Genomic DNA, 20,245 nt, shown 5'->3' with positions numbered 1-20,245 from the left:
GGCAGATGGACCGCCGGCTCACCGAAGGAAACGACGTCTCAGTCGGGTGGGGCGGCTGTGTCGATGATCCGATACCCCACTCCGGGTGTGGTGGCGATGACCGGGGGGTCGCCGAGTTTGCGTCGTAGGCGGCTGATGGTCACCGTGACGGTGTTGGTGAACGGGTCGGCGTGTTCGTCCCAGACCTGTTCGAGGAGGTTTTCCGTGCTGAGGAAGGCGGGGCTCGCGGTCAGGAGCGCTTCGAGTACCGCGAATTCCTTGACCGAGAGGTCGAGTTGGCGGCCGTCGCGGCTGGTGATGCGGCGTATCGGGTCGAGCTCGATGCCTGCCGCACTCAGGGTGCGGGAACGTGCGGCGGGGCGGCGGCGGGCCAGGGCACGTATGCGCAGGACGAGTTCGGGAAAGTGGAAGGGCTTGGCGAGGTAGTCGTCGGCGCCCAGGGTCAGGCCGCTGACACGGTCCCCGGGTGAGACGGCGGCGGTCAACATGAGGACCATCGCATGGCCGTCCCTCTCGGTGATCATCTGGCAGAGGGCGTCGCCGTGCATGCCCGGCAGGTCGCGGTCGAGCACGACGACGTCGTACGTGTTGACGTCCAGCTTGGCCGCGGCGTCGAGCCCGTCGTGGGACACGTCCACGGCCATGCCCTGGTCGCGCAGACCCTCGGCGATGACTTCGGCGAGGGCGCGGGCGTCCTCGACCACCAGGACTCTCAACGCGCCACGCACGTCTCTGTGTCGGGGGCTTCCGCCGTGGCCCTTCCGTCCGTACGGGGGAGATGGACAGTGACGCGCAGGCCGCCGTCGGGGCGGGCGCGCAGGTCCAGGGTGCCGTGGTGGGCCCGGGCGATCGCCGCGACGATGGAGAGGCCGAGGCCGCTGCCCTCGCCGGTGCCGGTCCGGTCGGCGCCGAGGCGGCGGAAAGGCTGCGTAAGGCCCGTCACCTGCCGCTGGTCGAGGACCGGTCCGCTGGACTCGACGACCAGGGACACCGTGCCCGCGTCGTCTCCTTCGGCCCGTACGGCGACACTGATCCAGCCGCCGGGGTCGTTGTGCGTGATCGCGTTGTCGACCACGTTGTCGGCCACACGGCGCAGCAGCGTCCGGCTGCCCCACACCCACGCGGAGCCGTCGACCCGGTTCTCGCGCACGGCCAGGCCCTTGGCCGCGATGTCCTTCGCCCGTGCGGTCAGGGCGGTCAGCGCGAGTCGGCCGAGGTCGAGGCGCGCTCGGTCGGTGAACTCGCCGTGCTGGGTGCGAGCCAGGACGAGGAAACTCTCCAGCAGCCGTTCCACCTGGTCGAGTTCGGCGCGCATCCTGGCGGCCAGCGTGGCCGTGGCCTCGGGTACCGGGCCCGGCTTGGCGAGGGCCACGTCCAGGGAGGCCCGCATCGTGGTGAGTGGGGTGCGCAGCTCGTGGGAGGCATTGGCGACGAAGAGGCGCTGGGCGTCGAAGGAGCCCTCCAGGCGGCCGAGGAGGTCGTCGATGGTGTCGGCGAGGTCCTTCACCTCGTCGCCGGGGCCGTCGATGGCGAGCCGTTCGTGCAGGCTGTCGGCGGTGATCCGGCGGGTTGCCGCGGTCATCACGCGCAGCGGGCGCAGCACCCGGCCGGCGACGAACCAGCCGAGGCCGACCGAGATCACGGTCATGACGCCGAGGGCGATGGCGGAGCCGATCAGGATCTGCCGGGACTGGATGTCGTGCACCTGGGCCAGCTGCTGCTCCAGTGCGTCGATGCGGCCCGCGGCCTGAGGCGCCGTGGCGGGCCGATCGGTGCCGCCATCGGGGGCGGTCTGACTGGAGCGCGATCCGCCGGATGCCACCACGGCCGCGATGGCGAGCAGCACCGTTCCCGACAGCAGGAACAGGGTCACGTACAAGACGGTGAACCGGGTACGGGCGGTGCCACGGCGCAGGCCGAGCCGGGCGGTCAGGCCCGCGAGCCGTCGTGGCAGACCCCCATTCATCCGCATGCTCCCCTCTCCCACCGCACCGGGACACGTACCGGTGCTCGTGCAGGACACGTACCAGGACACGTACCAGGACACGTACTGGGACAGGCTAAGCCGAGGCGCCTAACAGCGAGATGACAGCGGCCGTTCGGCCCCTGTAACTCGCCGCGTCTCAGGGTGGGGCCCATGAGCGATGAGAGTACGAAGGCGACGATCGAGGTGATCGGTCTGCGCAAACGCTTCGGGCCACAGCCGGCTCTGAACGGGATGACGTTCACCGTGCGGCCCGGACGGGTCACCGGATTCGTCGGCCCGAACGGCGCGGGCAAGTCCACCACCATGCGCGTGATCCTGGGCCTTGACGCGCCCGAGGAGGGGAAGGCCCTGGTCGGCGGGGTGCCGTACCGCAGTCTGCGTCGCCCGCTTCGGCATCTGGGGGCACTGCTCGACGCCTCCGCGCTGCAGCCGAGCCGCACCGCCCGCAACCACCTGCTGTGGCTGGCCCACTCACAGGGTGTGCCGACCCGGCGGGTGGACGAGGTCATCGATCAGGCCGGCCTGGGCACGGCGGCCCGGCGCAAGGCCGGCGGCTTCTCGCTGGGCATGCGCCAGCGCCTGGGCATCGCGGCGGCGCTGCTCGGTGACCCGCCGGTCGTCATGCTGGACGAGCCGTTCAACGGCCTCGACCCCGACGGCATTGTGTGGATGCGCGGCTTCCTGTCGTCGCTGGCCCGGGAGGGACGCGCCGTTCTGGTCTCCAGCCATCTCATGAGCGAACTCGAAGACACCGCGGACCATCTCGTGGTGATCGGCCGCGGCCGGGTCGTCGCGGACGCCGGCGTGTCCGAGCTGCTCGCCGACGCGTCCGGCGGCCGGATCACCCTGCGCACCTCCGCGCCTCCGCGCGCCGCCCAGGTCCTGCACGGCGCGGGCGCCACCGTTGTCGCCACCGGCCCCGACACCCTCGGCGTCACGGGCCTGGTCGACGAGGAGATCGTGGCCCTGCTCGCCCGGCACGGGGTGCCGTTCTCCCAGGTGTCCGCGCACCGGGCGACGCTCGAAGAGGCGTATATGGAGCTCACCCGTGACGCGGTGGAGTACCGAGGCATCCCGGCGGGGGAGGCCACGCGATGACCGCCACCCTCACCCCCCGCCCCCCGGCCACGAGGCGCTGCGAGCGCGGCGGGTTCCTCAGGACGCTGCACGCCGAGTGGACGAAGTTCCGTACGGTACGCGGCTGGGCCCTCGCCATGGCGGGAGCGCTCCTGGTGACCGTCGTGGTCGGCCTGCTCGGTACGGCCGCCCCCGCCCCCGACGGTCGGGGCGCCGACTCCGCCTCGTATCCGAAGGGCCCGGGAGGCGAGGCCGTCAACGACAGCTTCTACTTCGTCCACAAGACGCTCACCGGCGACGGCACCCTCACCGTCCCCCTGCGATCGCTGACCGGTGTGGCCGACACCGGGACCGGCAAGACGGCCCAGGGCACCCAGCCCTGGGCCAAGGCCGGGATCATCGTGAAGGAAAGCCTCGGCCAGGGATCCCCGTACGCGGCCGTCATGGCCACCGGCGGCCACGGCGTGCGCATGCAGTACAACTACACGCACGACACGGCGGGCCCTTCCGGCAAGGTCTCCCAGGAGTCCCCGCACTGGCTGCGCCTGGTCCGCTCCGGTGACAGACTCACCGGTTCCACCTCCACCGACGGCACCCACTGGACCGAGGTCGGCGAAGCGAAGCTGCCCGGGCTCGCGCGCACCGTGCGGGCCGGGCTCTTCGCGACGACACCGGCGGCGAAGCAGGACACCGCGGCGGGCACGGGCTTCAGCCCCGCCGTGGCCACCGGCGCCTTCGGCCGCCCCACCCTCACCGGCGACTGGTCCCAGGGAGCGTGGAGCGGCACACAGGTGGGCGGCGACGCGGGCACCTCAGGCAGCTACACGAACACCACCCGCGGCGGCTTCACCCGGACCGACGGCGGAGGGTTCGCCGTGACCGGGGCCGGCGACATCGCACCGGTCGTCGGCGGCCCCGTCATGGGCGTCGGCTTCTCCGTCGAGAACTTCCTCGTCGGCACCTTCGCCGGCCTGATCGTGGTGACCGCCGTGGGCACGGTGTTCATCACCGGCGAGCACCGTCATGGTCTGCTGCGTACGACCATGGCGGCAACTCCCCTGCGCGGCCGCGTGCTCGGCGCCAAGGCGCTGGTGGCCGGGGGAGTCGCGTTCGCCATGGGCCTGGTGGCCGCCGCGATCACCCTTCCCATCGGGAAACGCAGCGCGCTCGGCAGGGGCTTCCACGTCTTCCCGGTCACGTCGGGCACCGAGCTGCGCGTCATGGTCGGAACCGGCCTGCTCTGCGCGGCCGCCGCGGTGCTCGCCCTCGGCGTCGGCGCCCTGCTGCGGCGCAGCGGCACGGCGGTGGCCCTGGTCATCGCATCGATCGTGCTGCCCTTCCTGCTCGCCACCTCCGGCGTGCTGCCCCCGGGCGTCTCGGAGTGGCTGCTGCGCGTGACCCCGGCTGCGGGCTTCGCCGTCCAGCAGACCCTCCCGCGGTACGCGCAGGTGCTCAGCGTGTACGAGCCGTCGACCGGCTACTACCCGCTGGCGCCCTGGGCCGGCCTCACCGTGCTGTGCGGATTCGCCGCGCTCGCCTTCGGTCTGGCCGTGGTGCGCCTGCGGGGGAGGGACGTATGAGTCTCCTGAGCGGTGCACGACTCACGAGCACGGCGGACGGCGCGTGGCGAGGGGACTTCGGCCGCGCCGTGCACGCGGAGTGGACGAAGCTGCGCACCGCGGGGGGAATGGGCTGGTTGCTCCTGCTCGCCGTCGCGCTGACCGTGGCCGTCGGCTGCGGCACCGCCAAGGCCGTGAAGTGCCCGGACGCCGGATGCGGCCAGGACGCCGTCAGGCTCGCCCTGACCGGCGTCACCGTCGGGCAGGCAGCCATCGTCGTCCTCGCGGTGCTGGTGGTCAGCGGGGAGTACGGCACCGGCATGATCCGCACCACGTTCACGGCGATGCCGAACCGGCTCACCGCCCTCACCGCGAAGGCGACCGTTCTCACCACGATCGTCCTGGCCTCCGGGACGCTTGCCGTCCTGGCCTCCCTCCTCATCGGCGGCTACATCCTGCCCGGCAACGGATTCACCGAGGCGCACGGCTATGCCCCGGTGTCCCTGGCCCACGGCCCGACCCTGCGCGCGGCCGTGGGCTCCGTCCTCTACCTCGTCCTGATCGCCCTGATCGGCCTCGGCGTGGCGACGGCGGTACGGGAGGCGGTGACCGCCATCGGGATCGTGCTCGGGCTGCTCTACCTCTTCCCGGTCGTCACCCAAGTGGTCCACGACCCGGAGTGGCAGCGCCACCTCCAGCAGATCTCGCCCATGACCGCCGGACTCGCCGTCCAAGCCACGGTCCATCTGCACGAGCTGCCCATCGGACCATGGACCGGCCTGGGCGTGCTCGCCACGTGGGCCGCGGCCGCGTTGGCGGTCGGCAGCCTGCTGCTGCACCGGCGCGACGCATAGCCGAATGGAGCCGCTTTACGCGAGCACGGTGACTTCGGGCGCCTCCCCGGCCCGGCACCTCACCCGGTCAACGATCCAGCCGATCGGGAGCGACGCCGGGCGGGCGGGTCTTGGCACCACGGACCCGTGGCGGCGAGGGCGTGTATCGAAGGCGCCGCGCTCTGAGAGCATGGGGTGATGGAATCGGTTCGACAGATGGTCAGTTCCGGCTCACCGCTTGAGCCTCGTATCGGATTCTCCCGGGCGATCCGCAAAGGGAAGCATGTCGCGGTTGCCGGCACCGCGCCCATCGGGAACGACGGGACGACGGTGGGGCAGGGTGACGTCTATGCGCAGACCGTGAGGTGCCTGGATATCGCCGAGGCCGCGCTGAAGGAAGCCGGGGCGTCGCTGGAGGATGTCGTGCGGACACGCATCATGCTCACGGACGTGACCCGGTGGGAGGAAGCCGCGCGAGCGCACGGAGAGCGGTTCGCGTCAGTCCGTCCAGCCTGCACCTTTGTCGAAGTATCGCGTTTCATTGACGCCGACTGGCTCGTCGAGCTGGAACTCGACGCCATCGTCGACTGACTCGTGAAAGTGCTGGTTACAGCCAGTCGTTGATGCCGCGCTCGACCGCGTGGCGCTCGCGGTAGTCGACCGGGTCGAAACACAGCGGCCGGGCGCCGCGGGAGCCGCGCTTCTCGTGGTGGGGACCAGATTGGCCCTCCCGGCACTCCCGCGCTAGCCAACGCCCCTCGCGCCGAAGTGTGATCAGCATATACTTCACCGGCTCGACAGCCTTTGAGCTGTCGACGGAGAAGGACGCGGGGGCGTGATGGAGCTGCGGGACATCGAGATTTTCCTGGTCCTGGCCGAAGAGTTGCACTTCGGCCGGAGCGCCGAGCGGCTTCGGGTCTCCCAGGCGCGGGTCAGCCAGGCCATCAGGAAGCAGGAACGGCGCATCGGCGCCCCGCTGTTCGAGCGCACCAGCCGCACCGTGCGCCTGACCAACGTCGGACGCCAGCTGCGCGACGATCTGCAGCCGGTCTATGCCGGCCTCCACGAGTCCCTGGAGCGTGCCCGGTTGGCCGCCCGCGGTGTCACGGGCAGGCTCCGCGTCGGCATGATGCCGTTCAACGTCGTCGACCTGCACCACTACTGGAGGGCCTTCCGCTCGCGGCATCCGCAGTGGGAGCTGGAGATTCGCCAGCTGGAGTACGTCGATCCGTTCGGCCAACTCCGTGACAACGACATGGACGTCCTTGTGGCCTGGCTGCCCGTGGAGGAGCCGGACCTCACGGTCGGTCCGGTCCTGTGCACGGACCCCCGGGTCCTCGCGGTGACCACCGACCATGAGCTCGCCGAGCGAGCATCGGTGCGCCTGGAGATGTTCGCCGACTTCCAGCACGCCATGGCGCCCGCCTTTCCGGATTACTGGGAGGACAGCTACCTGCCCTTCCAGACTTTCCAGGGTCGGCCGATCGAGCGCGGGCGACGCCCCGTGACCAACGCGGAGGAGCTCATCAACCAGGTCGGCATGGGGGAAATCCTCCACTGCTTTCCGCGCCATGTCACTCGGCACTGGGGCATGCCGAACATCCGCTGGCTGCCCGTCACGGACTTGGCGGAACTGTCCTTCGCTCTGGTCTGGCGGACCGAGGCGGAGAACGAGCTGATCGGCGCTCTCGCCGGCATGGTCCGCGAACTCGGCGCACGACGGTTCTGACGCGCCGCCTAGTCTCGGAGGAGGACGCCGCCGGCCGGACGGCCAGGCGGTCTCACCGACCTGATACCGGATCGCGACCGATACCGCGTCGCGCCTGATACCGCATCGCGATCCGATACCGCGTCGCGCCCACGGCCCCATCATCCCGGCTCGGATGCCCGGGTGACCCGCGCTTGGTCAGCCGGAGTCGTTCGGCTGTCCCGACCGAAGTGCGACTCCTCCGCCAGGGGCGAGAGCCCTCCTGCCGCGTCGCTCTCCCCTGCCGCCCCCCGTACGGCGATAACCGCCGAGTTATCGATCACCGCACGAAACCTGTGTTGATCCGGATGTGGCTCTCACGGGAGGCTTGAGGCACCCGGGCAGGCCGGTCGTCGAGAGGGCCTCGGCCCCCCTGGCCGTCCCTCGCCCGGCCGCCCTTCCCACGATGCCCCGCTCCGTCAGGCGTGGCATTCCGCTGTCCTGTTCCTGGAGGAATCGGTCATGGCGCCACCGCCTGGCACGGGCTCACCCGGTCACCGGCCCCAGGAGTCAGACAGACGTGCGAGACAGGTTCGACATGACCGTGACGTACGCGATGCACGACGCGTTACGAAGGGAGTTGCACCACCTTGCCCGAGCCGCCGGCCGCGCCCATCCCGATCCCCGGAGCGTCCTGCGCACCGCCGCGGGCTGGGAGCTGTTCCGGAGGGCCTTGCACACCCACCACTCCGCCGAGGACAACGTCCTGTGGCCCTCCCTGCGCCAGGCCCTTGTCGGCCGTCCCCTCGACCTGACGCGCTTGGAGGCGATCGAGGCCGAGCACGCCGCGCTCGCCGCCCTGCTTGAGGCGATCGACCAGGCGCTGGTCGGTCCCGATGTCGGGCTCGACCTGTTCGGTGAGCTCACCCGCTCGCTGATCACCGGTCTACGGGGACACCTGCGCCATGAGGAGGAAGCCGTCTTCCCGCTGGTCCAGGCCGTCCTGAGCGAGGAGCAGTGGGACCACTTCGGGCGCGTCCACACCCAGCGGATCGTGGCCGATGCGGTTCGGATCCTGCCATGGCTCCTGGACGGCGCGGCCGAGCGAACCGTGGCCGCCGTTCTGGCGCAGCTCCTGCCGCGGTCTGCGCGCCACGCGTACGTGCACCGGTGGCAGCCTGCCTACGCGGCGCTCGATCGGTGGAGTACCCCGGACGCTCCGACCGCCACCCGGCCCTGAGCCCTGCCTTCCGGAATCGTGCCCCCTGCCTCGGCGCGTTGCCGCCCCAGTCCCCTCCCGCGGTCCACGGGCGGGTCCGTGCCCACCGACCGCATGCGAAGTACGTCACCACACCATCGAACGAGACGAAACGCCTCGTTCCTCACGACGGGAAACGTCATGAAGGTTCTGCTCACCGGTGCCACCGGCTACATCGGCTCCGCCGTCACCGACCACCTCGCCGCCGCCGGCCACCAGGTCGTCGCGCTCACCCGCGGCGCGGAGCAGCAGTCCCGCCGGGCCTGGCACGGCCGGCTGGTCGGCGACACCGCCGACCCGGCCTCGCTGGCCGGGGCGGTGACCCCGGACATCGAGGCCGTGGTTCATCTGGCTCCCCCGAGTGGCGACGTGGACGTCGACATCGCCGTCATCGAGGCGCTCGCCGCTCCGCTGCGCGGCACCGGCCGTCCCTTCGTCTACACCAGCGGCGTCTGGGTCCTCGGCGCCACCGGCGAGGCCCAGGAGGTCGGCGAGGAGACGCCGACCGATCCGATCGACATCGTCGGTTACCGCCCGCTGATCGAGCAGCGGGTGCTGGCCGAGGCCGCCGAGAGAGTGCGCGCCGTCGTCGTCCGGCCCGGCATCGTGTACGGCCGCGGCGGCGGCATCCCCGCCCTGCTTGTCGACCGGGCCCGCCGCCAGGGGGCGCCCGAGTACTACGGCGAGGAGGGCGTGCGCTGGCCGACCGTCCACGTGGACGACCTGGCCGAGCTGTTCGTGGCCGCACTCGAGCGGGCCGAGGCCGGCACCGTCTGGCACGGCGTCGGCGAGTCGGCCGTCCCGGTCCGTGACGTGGCCCGGGCCGCTGGCCGCGCTGCCGGGGTGCTCGCCGCCCCTCACGTGGTGACGGTGGAGCGGGCCGCCGAGGTCTTCGGCCCGCTCTTCGCGGACGCGCTCGCCCTCGACCAGAGTGTCAGCGGCGCCGCCGTCCGTCGTGTCCTCGGCTGGCAGCCGAGCCGGCCGGGCGTCGTGACCGAACTGGCATCGGGTTCGTACCGGCCCGTCGAGGTGTTCGGAGCCCCCGAAGGGCCGGAGACCGACGCCGAGGTGGCCGCCGTCCGCCGCGTGGTGGCGGAGGTCGAGCACGCCCAGCAGAACGAGCTGGTCGACCGGTTCCTGAGCGTCTTCCGCCGCCAGGACCCGGTGTGGACCACCGGCCACGGCAAGCGCCTGTCGGGCTTCGAGGAGATCGAGACCTTCACCCGCAAGGTGCTGCCCGGTGCCATGGCCGAGTCCACCGCCGTCTACGACGTCGAGCGCGTGCTGTTCCTGCGGCCCGACGTCGCCGCCGTGAACGTCCGCCAGCAGCCCGTCCGCCACGACGGCACCCGGATCGCGGACCGCCCCGAGGGCCGCCCGTTCTACATCCTGGTCAAGGAGGACGGCGCCTGGCGCATCGGCGCCGCACAGAACACCGTCGCGGTCGACTGATGACCCGCAGGGCTTGCACGCGCAGGCTCCCACATTCGAAGCAGCAGGAGGGCAACCTTCCATGACGACCGAGCAGAACCCCGACGCGGAACGCGCCGGACAGCCCGGCACCTCCCGGACCGCTGTCACCTACGAGGGGCTTGTCCCGTTCACCCGGGCCCGGCAGGTCGAGGAGGACCGCACCGAGCCCGCGTTCTGGCTGCTGCTCAACCTTCGGTGAACGACATCTCACCCGAGGGCGGGGGGATGAGCGTGGCCAAGCCGCGCGAGGCGATGAGCCTGTACATCCGGCCCTAGGACGACCCGGCCGCGGAGTCGGCGGCACTCGAGGCGGGCCGCACGGCCGTTTGCCCTTGACATCGTCAGCCACACACAGGAGGAGGGGACAGCACCGATGACCGACGCGGTCCGGGCCAGCACCGCCGACGGGGGGCCGGCCGGTCTCAGCGGCCGGCACCACGAACGGGAAGTGCTCGACGGGCTCTTGAGTGCAGCATGGGAGGGCCGGGGCGGGGCCGTGGCGCTTCTCGGCGAGGCGGGGGCGGGCAAGACGACGCTGCTCGACTGGTGTGCCTCGGCCGCCAGGGGCGTCGGAGCACGGCTTCTGCGGTGCGGGGGCGTCCAGTCGGAGGCAGCGCTGCCGTACGCCGGTCTCCAGGTGCTCCTCCGGGGCGTCCTTGACCGGGGCGGCAACCTCCCGGAGCGTCATGCGGCCGTGTTGCGCGGGGCGATCGCGCCGGACGACGCACCAGTCGGGGACCGCTTCCTCGTCGGGGCGGCGACGCTGGGTCTGCTCGACGAGCTGGCCGCGGAACGTCCGGTCGTGGTCCTGGTGGACGACGCGCACTGGATGGACCTGGAGACCATGGACGCGCTGCTGTTCGCGGCCCGGCGGCTCTGCGCGGGGCCGGTGGCCATGGTGTTCGCCGCGCAGGAGGACGCGGCTGCCTTCGACGGCACGCCGGGCCTGCCGATGCTGCACCTCGGGCCGCTGACGGACGAGGAGGGGGCGGCGCTGCTGGCGGTTCGGGCGCCCGATCTGCATGCCACCGTGAGCAGCCACATCCTCGGGCTGGCACAGGGCAATCCACTCGCTCTGGTCGAGCTGGCGGGGGCTCTCACACCAGCCCAGCGGGACGGGAGCGAGCCGCTGGACGCGCGGGAGATCGCCGTGCTTCCGGCCTCGTGGCGGGTACGGCGGATCTTCGACGAGCGGATCCGGGCGCTGCCCGCGCCGTCCCGGCTGCTGCTGACGGTCGCCGCGGCGGACGACACCGGTGACGTGGCGCTGGTGATGGCGGCGGGGGAGCGGGTGGGGACGGCCGCCGGCGACCTCGGGCCGGCGGAGGCGGCGGACTTGGTGAGGGTGTCCGGGCGCCGAGTGGTGTTCCGGCATCCGCTGGTGCGGGCCGCCGCGTACCAGGGTGCGCTGCTGGCCGAGCGGACGACCGCGCACCGGGCACTCGCCGAGGTTGCGTCGGCCGCCGCCGACATGGGCCGCCGGGCCTGGCACCTGGCCGCGGCGACCGTCGGATACGACGAGGAGGTCGCCGCCGAACTGGCGCGCAGTGCGGAACTGTTCCGGTCGCGGGGCGGCCGGGCGGCGGTCGCCGCCGCGTATCGGCGGGCGGCACGGCTGACCGAGGAGCAGGAAGCCCGGTGGCTGCGGCTGTCCGCCGCGGCGGCCGCCGCGGCCGAGGCCGGACAGGTGGAACTCGCCGGGACGCTCGCCGACGAGGCGAGGCCCGTGAGCAGTCCGCCGGCGGTCGCCCGGCTCGCCAGCGTCCGGGCTGCGCTCGAACACGAGGAGGGCCGCCCGGAGTCGGCGCGGCTGCTGCTCGTCGAGGCGACTGCCGAAGTGACGGCGCACCGTCCCGCCATGGGGGCGTGGCTGCTGTTCGAGGCGGCCGCGATGGCGTGGGAAGCGCCGGACCCGGTCGCGGCGGCCCGGGACACCCGGGCGCGGGCGGCCGGTCTGGACTTCGGCGCGCATCCCGTGCACCGGGGTGCGGCCGGGGTGCTCGACACACTGGAAGGAGCTCCGGAGAGGGGGGCACCGGCGATACGGGAGTTCGCCGGACACGTCGTTCGGACCCGTCACGAGCGCAGCCTGACTGATCAAGTACGGCTGCACGGTTGGGACATGCTGCTCGGCGAGTACCGTTCGGTGCACGACGAGGCCGTGGCCCTGGAGCGGGAGTGCCGGGCGGAGGGTGCCGTCGGGGTGCTGCCACGCGTGCTGCTGCGGCTGGCGCGGCTGCGGCTGTTCCTGGGCCGGCACAGGGACGCGTACACGACGGCGGTCGAGGGCCTGGAGATCGCCCGCGACACCGGCCAGCGCCATCTCGCCACGATGCTCAGCGGTGTCCTGGCCGTGCTGTCCGCCCTCGACGGACAGGAGCCGGGCGGCACGGGAGGGGGTGGGGGGTTGCCCGGCGGACAGGGTGCCGCCGGACGGCAGGGGCCGGACCTCTGCCCCGATGTCGCTCCGAACCCGTTCTGGCTGACCCGGGCGCACGGACTGCTCGACCTCGGGCTCGGCCGCTACGACCGGGCGCTGCAACGTTTCGCCGCCCTGACCGGGGGCCCGCACCGGCACCTCATGGTCTCCGTGCACAGTCTGCCCGACCAGGTGGAGGCCGCGATGCGTCTCGACCGGGCCGCCGACGCCGAGCCGGCCGCCGAGCGCTTCGCACGGTGGGCCCAGGCCACCGGAACCGCGTGGGCGGGGGCGCTGGAACTGCGCTGCCGTGCCCTGCTCACCGCCGACGACGCGGGGACCGAGGAGTTCTACGAGCGGGCGCTCGCCGCCCACCAGGGGGACGGCCGCCCGTTCGAGGAGGCGCGCACCCGGCTGCTGTACGGGGAGTGGCTGCGCCGGGGCAAGCGCCGGGCGGACGCCCGGGAAGCGCTGACCGGGGCGTTGGAGTCGTTCGAGCGGATGCCGGCGGCCGCGTGGGCGAACCGGGCCCGCACGGAACTGCGGGCCGTCGGTGCCGCCCCGGCCGGCCCGGCCGCGCCCGCGGCGGGCGCGGACCTCGTGGGCCGACTGACCGCGCAGGAGCTGCGGGTGGCCCGGCTCGCGGCGACGGGTCTGAGCAACAGGGACATCGGGGCGCGCCTGTTCCTGAGCCCGCGCACGGTCGGCTACCACCTGTCCAACGCCTACCCGAAGCTCGGTGTGACGTCGCGGGCCGCCCTGGGAGCGCTCGACCTGGGCTGACCTGCGCCCAGCCCCGCCACCCCCGTCGTCCACCACGCTCCCGTCACCCCGGTCGTTCGACGGATCCGCGGGTGGGGGTGCGGATCCTACGGTTCTCGTGTTCGAAGAATGCTCGCTCGGGAGGGTTCATGAAGGTTCTGGTACTCGGTGCCACCGGTTACATCGGCTCCGCGGTGGTGTCGTGCCTGACGCTGGAGGGCCACGACGTGGTGCCCCTGGTCAAGGACGCGGCCGCGCTGCATCCGGACGTGCCGGTGCGGATCGGCGATCTGACCGACCCGGCGTCGCTGCGCGCGGCCGTGACCGACGACGTGGACGCGGTGGTGAACCTGGCCACGCCGACCGGCGACGAGGCGGTCGACACCGCCGCCCTGGAAGCGCTGCTCGCGCCGCTGCGCGGCACGGGCCGGGCGTTCGTCTACACCAGCGGCGTGTGGGTGCTCGGCGCCACCGGGGACGCCCCGCTGACCGAGGACGCCGGCACCGACCCGATCGCGATCGTCGGCTACCGGCCGCGGATCGAGCAGCGGGTGCTGGCCGCCGCCGGGGACGACGTGCGGGCGGTGGTGATACGCCCGGGCATCGTGTACGGCCGGGACGGCGGAATCCCCGCCCTGATGACCGGCTGGGCCAGGGAGCACGGCACGGGCCGCTACGTGGGGCCGGTCGCGACCCGCTGGCCGATGGTCCACATCGACGACCTCGCCGAGCTGTACGCCCTCACCCTCACCAAGAGCGAGTCCGGTCACCTCCTGCACGGCGTGGCGTGGGAGTCGGTCCCCGCGGCCGCGGTCGCGGCGGCCGCCGACATCGCCGCGGGCGGCACCGGCAGGGCGGAACCGTGGCCGCTCGCGGAAGCCGCCGAGGTGCTCGGGGCTCCCTTCGCCGAGGCGCTCGCGCTCGACCAGGTGGTCTCCGGGCGGCGCGCCGTCGACGAGCTGGGCTGGCGCCCGAGCCGACCGTACGTCCTCACCGAACTCTCCGGAGGCAACCGTGGCTGACACCATCCTCGCGGCACCGCCGATCTGCCGCACCTGCGGCACCCAGTACGCGGGCGAGCGTGCCGACTGCCCCGTCTGTCTGGACGAACGGCAGTACGTCAGCCCCGACGGCCAACGGTGGACGACCGTCGCCGCGTTGCGCGAGGAGGGCCACACCGGACGCTTCGAGGAAGAGGGGCCCGACGTACTCGGCATCGGCGTCACCCCGCAGTTCGCGATCGGCCAGCGCGCCCTGCTCCTGCGCACCGCCGCCGGGAACGTGCTGTGGGACTGCGTCCCGTACCTCGACGACGCCATGGTGCGGGCCGTCGAAGAGCTCGGCGGCATCGACCACATCGCCATCAGCCACCCCCACTTCTACTCCTCGATGGTGGAGTGGGCGCACGCCTTCGACGCGCCGGTCCACCTGCACGAGGCCGACCGGCAGTGGGTGGGCCGTCCTGACCCGGCCGTCCGGTTCTGGAGCGGGGGCACGCTCCAGCTCACCGACGAGCTCACCCTCATCAACCCGGGCGTGCACTTCCCGGGCAGCGCGGTGCTGCACTGGAGTGCGGGCGGCGGGGCGCTCTTCACCGGCGACGTGGTCAACGTCTGCCCAGACAACCGCTGGGTGACCCTCATGTACAGCTACGCCAACCACATCCCCGAGCGCCCCCAGGCGGTCCGCGCGGCGGCGGACCTGCTCGCCGGCTACCGCTTCGAGCGGATCTACGGCGCCTGGTGGCACCGGGTGGTCACCGCCCATGGCAACGAGGTCCTGGCCCGGTCCGTCGAACGCTACCTCCGCTTCGAGAAGGGAGCGGTCCCGAGTGGCTGACCGGGAGTGCCGGTCATGGACAGGTGTCGGCCACCGTCCGCCACACCGCGCCGATCGCCGTTCCGCTCGTCCTCAACGGCCTTCGAGGCCATACGGCCTTCGGTATGACCCGCACCGAGTGCCGGCTCCACAGTGACGTACACGAAGGAGGAAACGATCCCATGACGACCCAGCAGATGTCCGACGCCGAACTCGCCGGACAGCCCGCCGCGTACTGGACCGGTGTCGCCTACGAGGCGCTCATCGCGTACACCCGAACGCAGATAGCCGAAAAGGGCTACACGCAGCCACAGTTCTGGCTGTTGCGCAATCTGTCGGAGAACGACATCTCGCCCGATGGCAACGGCATGACGCTCCCGGAGCTGCGGCAGGCCATGACCTCCTACATCCGGCCCGAGGACGACCTGGCGGCCGAGGCCGAGGTGCTCCTGGAGCGCGGCTGGCTCACCCGGGACGCCGAGGACCGGCTGTGGCTCACGAAGGAGGGCGAACAGGCCCGCGTCGACCTCGCGCGCAACGCCCCCGCGATCCGCGCCGCCCTCCACGAGGGCATCGACGACGCGGACTACGTCACCACGCTGAAGGTGCTCCAGCGGCTGATCCGCAACGCGGGCGGAACGATCGGCTGACAGACCGAGGGGCCGGGCCCAGCACCCCGCCCCTCGTGACGTCGTGGCAAGCCCGCCGGCAGGTGGTGCGGCAGGGTCATGCCACCATCCAGCGGGCGCTGATACGACGGCACCGTGAACGGTTCGATGCTGCTTCACGCGTCGTCGGACTCCGTGGCCGGGGGGACCTCGCCGGCCGTCTTGCTGAAGCGGAGGGCCTCCGTGATCCGGCCGTGCGTGAACTGTGAGGCGGAGTCCTCGATGAGGGCCGGCGACACTACCCCGACGTGGACGACTACGCGCACGGGCAACCACTCGGTGTCACGACGCCGAGCATCCGGCCCCGTCGACTACGCCCGCGGCCAGGTCGGCAGCCTGCCCCTGACCCGTACTCCGGCTGCCTGGGAGCCCTGCTGGCCGAGAAGACCGCCCGGGGCATCACGGAGTGTCGCCCGGGGCGACCGGCGTCGGGCAGGGTGAGGTGTGCAGGCCCTACGAGTACGGTGATCATGTGGATCAGAAGATCAGCTTTCCGCCCCACCCGCTCCGAGGAGTGCGCGCCGTGTACGCCCGGCAGGCCGGATGCCCGTCGGACTTCGCGGACGTCACCGTGGACTTCGAGCCGTGGGAGGAAGGCGTCGCCTTCGCATCGTCTGCCGACCTGGCCATTCGGGGTGACGCGACCTCGGAGGAGGTGGCCGAGTTCCAGGCCGCGGTCGCCGACGGCATACGCGAGGAGCTGGCCGCGCTGGAGCCCGGGACCACGGTGGCGGTGGCCGTCGTTCTTCGCGCCATGGGAATCCACGCAGTCGACTCCCACCCGAGGTCATTCCACCACGCAGGGCGGCTCGCCGTCCGCAACGCCGTCTTCCGCACCCGCCCTCAAGCCGGGCCCGAAGGAGTCCGATCGTCGCCGCAGAGCTGAGCGGAGAGCCATCATGAGCGGTGCAGGGCCGATCGCGGCCTCCTTCGGCTCAAGCGTCGCAGACGTCGATCCGGCCGAACCCGCACGTGGCCGTCGACTTCAGCCCCCTGCTCGGAGATGGACCCTGGCCCGAACGGTTGCGCTCAGGCGGCCGGATCATCTCCGGCCTTGGGCCCCGGCTTGGGCCGACGGCTACTGCTGGGGATCGACCCGATAGGGGCGCATGCCGCGTTTCTTGTAGTTGCCCAAGGCGTGGGGGTGGTCCTCGGTGCAGGTGTGCAGCCAGACCCGGCGCGCGGTGGGTGCGTCGAGCGGCTCGGTGGCCCATGCCTGGCGCAGGGCGAGGGTCAGGGCGTAGCCGCCCAGCCCTCGGCCCAGGTATGCGGGGAGCAGGCCGAAGGCGCTGATCTCGACGTTGCCGCCGGTCCCGGGCTGGAGGTAGGAGACGCCGGCCGGCGCGTCCGCGAACGTGATCAGCCAGTACTGGCGCTGTGGCCGGGCCGCGAGATGCTCCTCCCACTCTTCCTCGGTGCGGGCTGCCGCACGCCAGCCGTACTTCTCGCCGACGCGTGCCTGGACGCTGCGGACCAGGGGTGAGCCGGTGTCCAGACGGCACAGGGCCAAGCCGGGGACGGCCGGGGCCGGGTTCAGGTCGGCGGGGTCGGTCATCTCCAGGTAGGTGATGATCTTCTGCTTGCCGTCGTTCATCGTGCTTCCACGTCAGCTCGCTCGTCGGCAGTGGCGGTGGTGGGGAGTGGCTTCGGTCGGGCCGGCGTCGATCCACGGGGATTGGGGCTTGTGGTGATCGCCCATCCGCTGGAGGCGGTAGGGGGGCAGCAGTATTTCCATGAGCGGTGCTTGGCGCAGGTCGTGGCCCCGGAACAACCATGCTGGCAGGCGCTCGGGCAGCGCGCTACCTTGATGCCGAAGCGCATCGCGTCATGGCGACCATGATGGCCGCGGCCATCCGCATTCGCCGCCTATCGGAGGTGAGGGCGCAGCGCTGTTTCGGAGCTGCCCGCCACGCCGATGACTTTCCGGGGCGGGGCCGGTCTGCACCGGTATGAAGACGCACACACTCGAGACACCCGGCGCGGTCCTCGTCTATGACGTCCGCGGGCCGCTGCCGACCAGGGACGGACGCCCTCCTTTGTTCATGATCGGGCAGCCCATGGACGCCACCGGCTTCGCCGCCCTCGCCACACGTTTCCCCGAGCGGACCGTGGTCACCTATGACCCGCGCGGGCTCGGTCGCAGCACCCGCGAGGACGGCCGGGTCGACCACACGCCCCAGGTCCAGGCCGACGACGTGCACGCCGTCATCGAGGCCGTCGGGGCCGGGCCGGTCGAGATGTTCGCCAGCAGCGGCGGTGCGATCACGGCGCTCGCGCTCGTGGCGAACCATCCCGCGGACGTGACCACCCTGGTCGCGCACGAGCCGCCGCTCGTCACCCTCACTCCGGACGGCCCGGCCGCCGTGCGGGCGCGGGCCGGAGTCCGGGAGGCCTACGAGCAGCGGGGATGGGGAGCCGGGATGGCCGCGTTCGTGGCCATGACCTCGTGGGAGGGAGAGTTCACCGAAGCATATTTCCAACAGCCGCCGGCCGATCCCGCCGCGTTCGGGATGCCCACGGACGATGACGGCTCACGTGACGACCCTCTGCTGTCCGACCGGTCATGGGCGGTCAGCAGCTACCGGCCGGACGTCGACGCCCTCGCCGCCGCGGCGACCCGCATCGTGATCGCCATGGGCGAGGAGTCCGAGAACGTGCAGACCGGACGCACCTCCGTCGCGACCGCCGAACTGCTCGGACAGCGGGTGACCGTGTTCCCGAGCCATCACGGCGGATTCTGCGACGGAGAGTTCGGATACCCGGGGAAGCCGGACGAGTTCGCGCAGCGACTGCGCGAGGTCCTTGACGGCGCCTCCTAGCCGACCGCCGACCGAGCCCCCCGTTGCCACTCGCCCGCCGGCGGTGCGGACGACCTGCAGCCGCCGGTCTGCGCGACGCGGTCTCGCAAGCCGGACGGGCGGCCCCCTCCCGCGTAAGGCACTGCAGGCGCAGCCGCAGGCCGTGCGCCGCGACGACTCGCTGCCCACGGCCTGCGCCGCAGGAAAAATCGGGGGAGCAGGCCGCGAGCCAGGGGCTGGCTGAGCATCGAGCCTGACGGCTCCGTAATCGTCTGGACGGTCTTCCCGACGGTTATCGTCACCAAGGGGGACCTGGACGTCATCGATCTCATCCGCTGTACGCCGAATGCGGTCGAGATCGGTGACGACGGTGGCTGGAAGCGGACCTCCAGGGGCACGGCACGGCACGTCCGACTTGACGCGTTCATGAACCTGAGCATGTGGATCAGCAGCTTCAGGAGCGAGGGCAGCGACCAGGGGAACCTCAACCTGATCGGCGCGTGCCGCTGCGGCATCTCACCGGGGAGGCAGGTTGTGCCATGTGTGTCCGCAAGTGCCTCTGCAGTAGGTCTGGCTGCGACGGTTGTCCGCGACGGAGAACACGGCGACGAGGACGCGGAACGCTTTGACGTGTTCGTCGGCCGGGAGGGCCGCAAACCCGTAGCGAGGTGGATCCATGCAAATCATCACCGAAGGGTTGGCCGTGGGCTTCACACCGGACCGGGCTACTCCTTCACGCCCGTCTGCCGCCGTGATGTGGGCCTGCATCGCGTAGCCGGCGACTTCTTGCAGGACAGCTTGCCGTCCTGCCGGGGACAGGGCGGAGAACCAGGATGTCCCGTCGTCCAACGTGCGAAGCTCTTGGGCGACCTCGTTGACGACCTGCTCGGTTTCACGCCGAAGCGCTCGACCATCCTCACTTCCGGTCCCCCACATCTGCCGATCATCTCACGCGGCTTGGGTCACGAACGAGGCAGAAGCAGCGCGACTGCGATGCGCGGTCGGGTGAGGCTGCCGGTGACCGCCGCGACGATCGCCTTCGTGGTGTTCTGCAGGCACTGCTGAAGGGTCGGGTCCTGGTTCGGTCATGGCTGGTTGGTGGACGGTTTGGCAAGAGCGAGACGGCTCCAACGCTGAAGCTCCCCTTCATGGCTGCCCGTCCCCGTCCGCTGGGCGACCGCCGCCGTGTCCTCGGGTGTCGGATCGCCATCGCGTAAGAGGAGCTCCAGTGGGCCAGGCCGGGACAGTGGTCTGCTGGCCGACGAAGGGAGGCCCCGTCCCAGGGGCCGTCGAACCGCCAGGCACGCCCGTCACGGTCGACGACTTCGTCGCCTGCCTGCAGGAAGGCGCAGGGACGGAACAACAACTCGATGCGGATGGGTTCGGCGCCGACCGGGTCGAGGGCATATCCCTGGTCCTCGAGCTCAGGATCGCCCGCCCGTAGGCGCGTCTTCCCAGTCACGCATTCACGCCTTCCTCGTCAACGAAGCGATCATCACGGACCGGGACGTGCGACCCCCGCAGGGGCCGTGCTGGACACTCGCCGGCGGGTGCAGGGGCGGAGTTCTCTCCGCCGCGGAACCAAGCCCGGACACAAGAGCCCTGCTCGGTCCCGTGAGGGCGCGATCTCGGAACGGGCGACGTAGTGGGACCGGCTTTCGCTGACCATGTGTGCGCAGCGGTTGGCAGTGTGGGGCTGGGCGGGATACCGAACAGGTGCGCCATCACGATCGGTGGGAACGGTGATGGCTTCGCGCATAGCAGTGTTCCGGGCTGCTCGGGTCGGTAGACCGTGGTGCCCGAGTGTGTTGGCAACGCCCAGAGGGTTGCGGAAAGTCGGGCTCTGCCCCGGCAGGAGGACGGGGACCCGAGTCGCGATCGCGTTGAGCCGGGGCCGCCGCCGAGC

At 71.7% G+C, this 20,245-nt stretch carries 20 protein-coding genes; 14 read left to right on the top strand and 6 right to left on the bottom strand.

From position 1 onward, the window contains the following. Positions 1 to 38: 38 nt before the first annotated feature. Together ACFY7C_RS00610 and ACFY7C_RS00605 are read right to left on the bottom strand one after the other, a co-directional pair. Positions 39 to 716 (bottom strand): response regulator transcription factor, encoded by a 678-nt coding sequence (locus ACFY7C_RS00610; protein ID WP_389641574.1) that lies wholly within the window; start codon positions 714 to 716, stop codon positions 39 to 41. Further along, positions 713 to 1,972, bottom strand: coding sequence for a sensor histidine kinase (locus ACFY7C_RS00605; RefSeq protein WP_389641572.1), 1,260 nt, complete (start codon positions 1,970 to 1,972; stop codon positions 713 to 715). The genes ACFY7C_RS00610 and ACFY7C_RS00605 overlap by 4 nt, the downstream gene beginning before the upstream one ends. A gap of 165 nt (positions 1,973 to 2,137) precedes the next feature. On the opposite strand from ACFY7C_RS00605, the gene ACFY7C_RS00600 reads away from it, so the two are divergent. The 4 genes from ACFY7C_RS00600 (at position 2,138) to ACFY7C_RS00585 (ending at position 6,047) form a co-directional block, all read left to right on the top strand. Continuing rightward, the gene (locus ACFY7C_RS00600) at positions 2,138 to 3,085 is read left to right on the top strand and encodes an ATP-binding cassette domain-containing protein (protein WP_389641570.1); all 948 of its coding nucleotides are present in this window, start codon (positions 2,138 to 2,140) and stop codon (positions 3,083 to 3,085) included. After that, on the top strand, positions 3,082 to 4,644 hold the full coding sequence (locus ACFY7C_RS00595) for a hypothetical protein (RefSeq protein WP_389641568.1): 1,563 nt from the start codon (positions 3,082 to 3,084) through the stop codon (positions 4,642 to 4,644). The genes ACFY7C_RS00600 and ACFY7C_RS00595 overlap by 4 nt, the downstream gene beginning before the upstream one ends. Continuing rightward, a complete protein-coding gene (locus tag ACFY7C_RS00590) occupies positions 4,641 to 5,477 on the top strand; it encodes an ABC transporter permease (RefSeq protein ID WP_389641566.1) in 837 nt (278 codons plus the stop codon). The genes ACFY7C_RS00595 and ACFY7C_RS00590 overlap by 4 nt, the downstream gene beginning before the upstream one ends. Positions 5,478 to 5,654: 177 nt before the next feature. After that, the gene (locus tag ACFY7C_RS00585; protein ID WP_389641564.1) at positions 5,655 to 6,047 is read left to right on the top strand and encodes a RidA family protein; all 393 of its coding nucleotides are present in this window, start codon (positions 5,655 to 5,657) and stop codon (positions 6,045 to 6,047) included. 16 nt (positions 6,048 to 6,063) lie between these two features. Here ACFY7C_RS00585 and ACFY7C_RS00580 read toward each other — a convergent pair whose 3' ends face one another. Beyond that, on the bottom strand, positions 6,064 to 6,237 hold the full coding sequence (locus ACFY7C_RS00580) for a hypothetical protein (RefSeq protein WP_389641562.1): 174 nt from the start codon (positions 6,235 to 6,237) through the stop codon (positions 6,064 to 6,066). A gap of 57 nt (positions 6,238 to 6,294) precedes the next feature. Here ACFY7C_RS00580 and ACFY7C_RS00575 point away from each other — a divergent pair, with 57 nt between their 5' ends. The 8 genes from ACFY7C_RS00575 to ACFY7C_RS00540 all read left to right on the top strand — a co-directional run bounded on the left by ACFY7C_RS00575 (position 6,295) and on the right by ACFY7C_RS00540 (position 15,523). After that, the gene (locus tag ACFY7C_RS00575; RefSeq protein ID WP_389645844.1) at positions 6,295 to 7,185 is read left to right on the top strand and encodes a LysR family transcriptional regulator; all 891 of its coding nucleotides are present in this window, start codon (positions 6,295 to 6,297) and stop codon (positions 7,183 to 7,185) included. A gap of 538 nt (positions 7,186 to 7,723) precedes the next feature. Next, the gene (locus tag ACFY7C_RS00570) at positions 7,724 to 8,383 is read left to right on the top strand and encodes a hemerythrin domain-containing protein (RefSeq protein ID WP_389641560.1); all 660 of its coding nucleotides are present in this window, start codon (positions 7,724 to 7,726) and stop codon (positions 8,381 to 8,383) included. Positions 8,384 to 8,542: 159 nt separating this feature from the next. Next, entirely contained in the window at positions 8,543 to 9,853 is a 1,311-nt protein-coding gene (locus ACFY7C_RS00565) for an SgcJ/EcaC family oxidoreductase (RefSeq protein ID WP_389641558.1), read from the top strand. Between the two features lie 61 nt (positions 9,854 to 9,914). Beyond that, complete coding sequence (locus ACFY7C_RS00560; RefSeq protein ID WP_389641556.1) at positions 9,915 to 10,073, top strand: hypothetical protein; 159 nt, start codon at positions 9,915 to 9,917, stop codon at positions 10,071 to 10,073. Positions 10,074 to 10,247: 174 nt separating this feature from the next. Beyond that, on the top strand, positions 10,248 to 13,076 hold the full coding sequence (locus ACFY7C_RS00555; RefSeq protein ID WP_389641554.1) for an ATP-binding protein: 2,829 nt from the start codon (positions 10,248 to 10,250) through the stop codon (positions 13,074 to 13,076). A 128-nt stretch (positions 13,077 to 13,204) separates the two neighbouring features. Continuing rightward, positions 13,205 to 14,077 (top strand): NAD-dependent epimerase/dehydratase family protein, encoded by an 873-nt coding sequence (locus ACFY7C_RS00550; protein WP_389641552.1) that lies wholly within the window; start codon positions 13,205 to 13,207, stop codon positions 14,075 to 14,077. Continuing rightward, on the top strand, positions 14,070 to 14,894 hold the full coding sequence (locus tag ACFY7C_RS00545; protein WP_389641550.1) for an MBL fold metallo-hydrolase: 825 nt from the start codon (positions 14,070 to 14,072) through the stop codon (positions 14,892 to 14,894). The genes ACFY7C_RS00550 and ACFY7C_RS00545 overlap by 8 nt, the downstream gene beginning before the upstream one ends. Positions 14,895 to 15,055: 161 nt before the next feature. Further along, positions 15,056 to 15,523, top strand: a complete 468-nt coding sequence (locus tag ACFY7C_RS00540) for a MarR family winged helix-turn-helix transcriptional regulator (protein WP_389641548.1) — start codon at positions 15,056 to 15,058, stop codon at positions 15,521 to 15,523. 134 nt (positions 15,524 to 15,657) lie between these two features. On the opposite strand, the gene ACFY7C_RS00535 is transcribed toward ACFY7C_RS00540, so the two are convergent. Next, on the bottom strand, positions 15,658 to 15,813 hold the full coding sequence (locus ACFY7C_RS00535) for a hypothetical protein (RefSeq protein WP_389641546.1): 156 nt from the start codon (positions 15,811 to 15,813) through the stop codon (positions 15,658 to 15,660). Positions 15,814 to 16,013: 200 nt separating this feature from the next. Between ACFY7C_RS00535 and ACFY7C_RS00530 the strand changes: the two genes are divergently transcribed. Then, positions 16,014 to 16,427: a hypothetical protein gene (locus ACFY7C_RS00530; RefSeq protein WP_389641544.1), complete on the top strand. Its 414-nt coding sequence runs from the start codon at positions 16,014 to 16,016 to the stop codon at positions 16,425 to 16,427. Positions 16,428 to 16,619: 192 nt separating this feature from the next. Here the strand turns inward: ACFY7C_RS00530 and ACFY7C_RS00525 are convergent, their stop codons facing one another. Further along, on the bottom strand, positions 16,620 to 17,135 hold the full coding sequence (locus ACFY7C_RS00525; protein WP_389641542.1) for a GNAT family N-acetyltransferase: 516 nt from the start codon (positions 17,133 to 17,135) through the stop codon (positions 16,620 to 16,622). Between the two features lie 355 nt (positions 17,136 to 17,490). Between ACFY7C_RS00525 and ACFY7C_RS00520 the strand changes: the two genes are divergently transcribed. Then, a complete protein-coding gene (locus tag ACFY7C_RS00520; RefSeq protein WP_389641540.1) occupies positions 17,491 to 18,360 on the top strand; it encodes an alpha/beta fold hydrolase in 870 nt (289 codons plus the stop codon). A gap of 495 nt (positions 18,361 to 18,855) precedes the next feature. On the opposite strand, the gene ACFY7C_RS00515 is transcribed toward ACFY7C_RS00520, so the two are convergent. Beyond that, positions 18,856 to 19,275 (bottom strand): DUF5958 family protein, encoded by a 420-nt coding sequence (locus ACFY7C_RS00515; protein ID WP_389641538.1) that lies wholly within the window; start codon positions 19,273 to 19,275, stop codon positions 18,856 to 18,858. Between the last annotated feature and the right edge of the window lie 970 nt (positions 19,276 to 20,245).

Origin of the sequence: Streptomyces sp. NPDC012769, from assembly GCF_042901205.1 — a bacterium.
Lineage (GTDB): Bacteria > Actinomycetota > Actinomycetes > Streptomycetales > Streptomycetaceae > Streptomyces.
Note: the sequence above shows the minus strand (reverse complement) of the source record. Positions and strands in the feature narration are given on the sequence as shown.

Bases quoted from the DNA above. Each gene is read 5' to 3' on its own strand.
- ACFY7C_RS00605 (WP_389641572.1), bottom strand. From the start codon at position 1,972: ATGCGGATGAATGGGGGTCTGCCACGACGGCTCGCGGGCCTGACCGCC.
- ACFY7C_RS00600 (WP_389641570.1), top strand. From the start codon at position 2,138: ATGAGCGATGAGAGTACGAAGGCGACGATCGAGGTGATCGGTCTGCGC.
- ACFY7C_RS00595 (WP_389641568.1), top strand. From the start codon at position 3,082: ATGACCGCCACCCTCACCCCCCGCCCCCCGGCCACGAGGCGCTGCGAG.
- ACFY7C_RS00590 (WP_389641566.1), top strand. From the start codon at position 4,641: ATGAGTCTCCTGAGCGGTGCACGACTCACGAGCACGGCGGACGGCGCG.
- ACFY7C_RS00585 (WP_389641564.1), top strand. From the start codon at position 5,655: ATGGAATCGGTTCGACAGATGGTCAGTTCCGGCTCACCGCTTGAGCCT.
- ACFY7C_RS00580 (WP_389641562.1), bottom strand. From the start codon at position 6,237: ATGCTGATCACACTTCGGCGCGAGGGGCGTTGGCTAGCGCGGGAGTGC.
- ACFY7C_RS00575 (WP_389645844.1), top strand. From the start codon at position 6,295: ATGGAGCTGCGGGACATCGAGATTTTCCTGGTCCTGGCCGAAGAGTTG.
- ACFY7C_RS00565 (WP_389641558.1), top strand. From the start codon at position 8,543: ATGAAGGTTCTGCTCACCGGTGCCACCGGCTACATCGGCTCCGCCGTC.
- ACFY7C_RS00560 (WP_389641556.1), top strand. From the start codon at position 9,915: ATGACGACCGAGCAGAACCCCGACGCGGAACGCGCCGGACAGCCCGGC.
- ACFY7C_RS00555 (WP_389641554.1), top strand. From the start codon at position 10,248: ATGACCGACGCGGTCCGGGCCAGCACCGCCGACGGGGGGCCGGCCGGT.
- ACFY7C_RS00550 (WP_389641552.1), top strand. From the start codon at position 13,205: ATGAAGGTTCTGGTACTCGGTGCCACCGGTTACATCGGCTCCGCGGTG.
- ACFY7C_RS00540 (WP_389641548.1), top strand. From the start codon at position 15,056: ATGACGACCCAGCAGATGTCCGACGCCGAACTCGCCGGACAGCCCGCC.
- ACFY7C_RS00525 (WP_389641542.1), bottom strand. From the start codon at position 17,135: ATGAACGACGGCAAGCAGAAGATCATCACCTACCTGGAGATGACCGAC.
- ACFY7C_RS00520 (WP_389641540.1), top strand. From the start codon at position 17,491: ATGAAGACGCACACACTCGAGACACCCGGCGCGGTCCTCGTCTATGAC.
- ACFY7C_RS00515 (WP_389641538.1), bottom strand. From the start codon at position 19,275: ATGTGGGGGACCGGAAGTGAGGATGGTCGAGCGCTTCGGCGTGAAACC.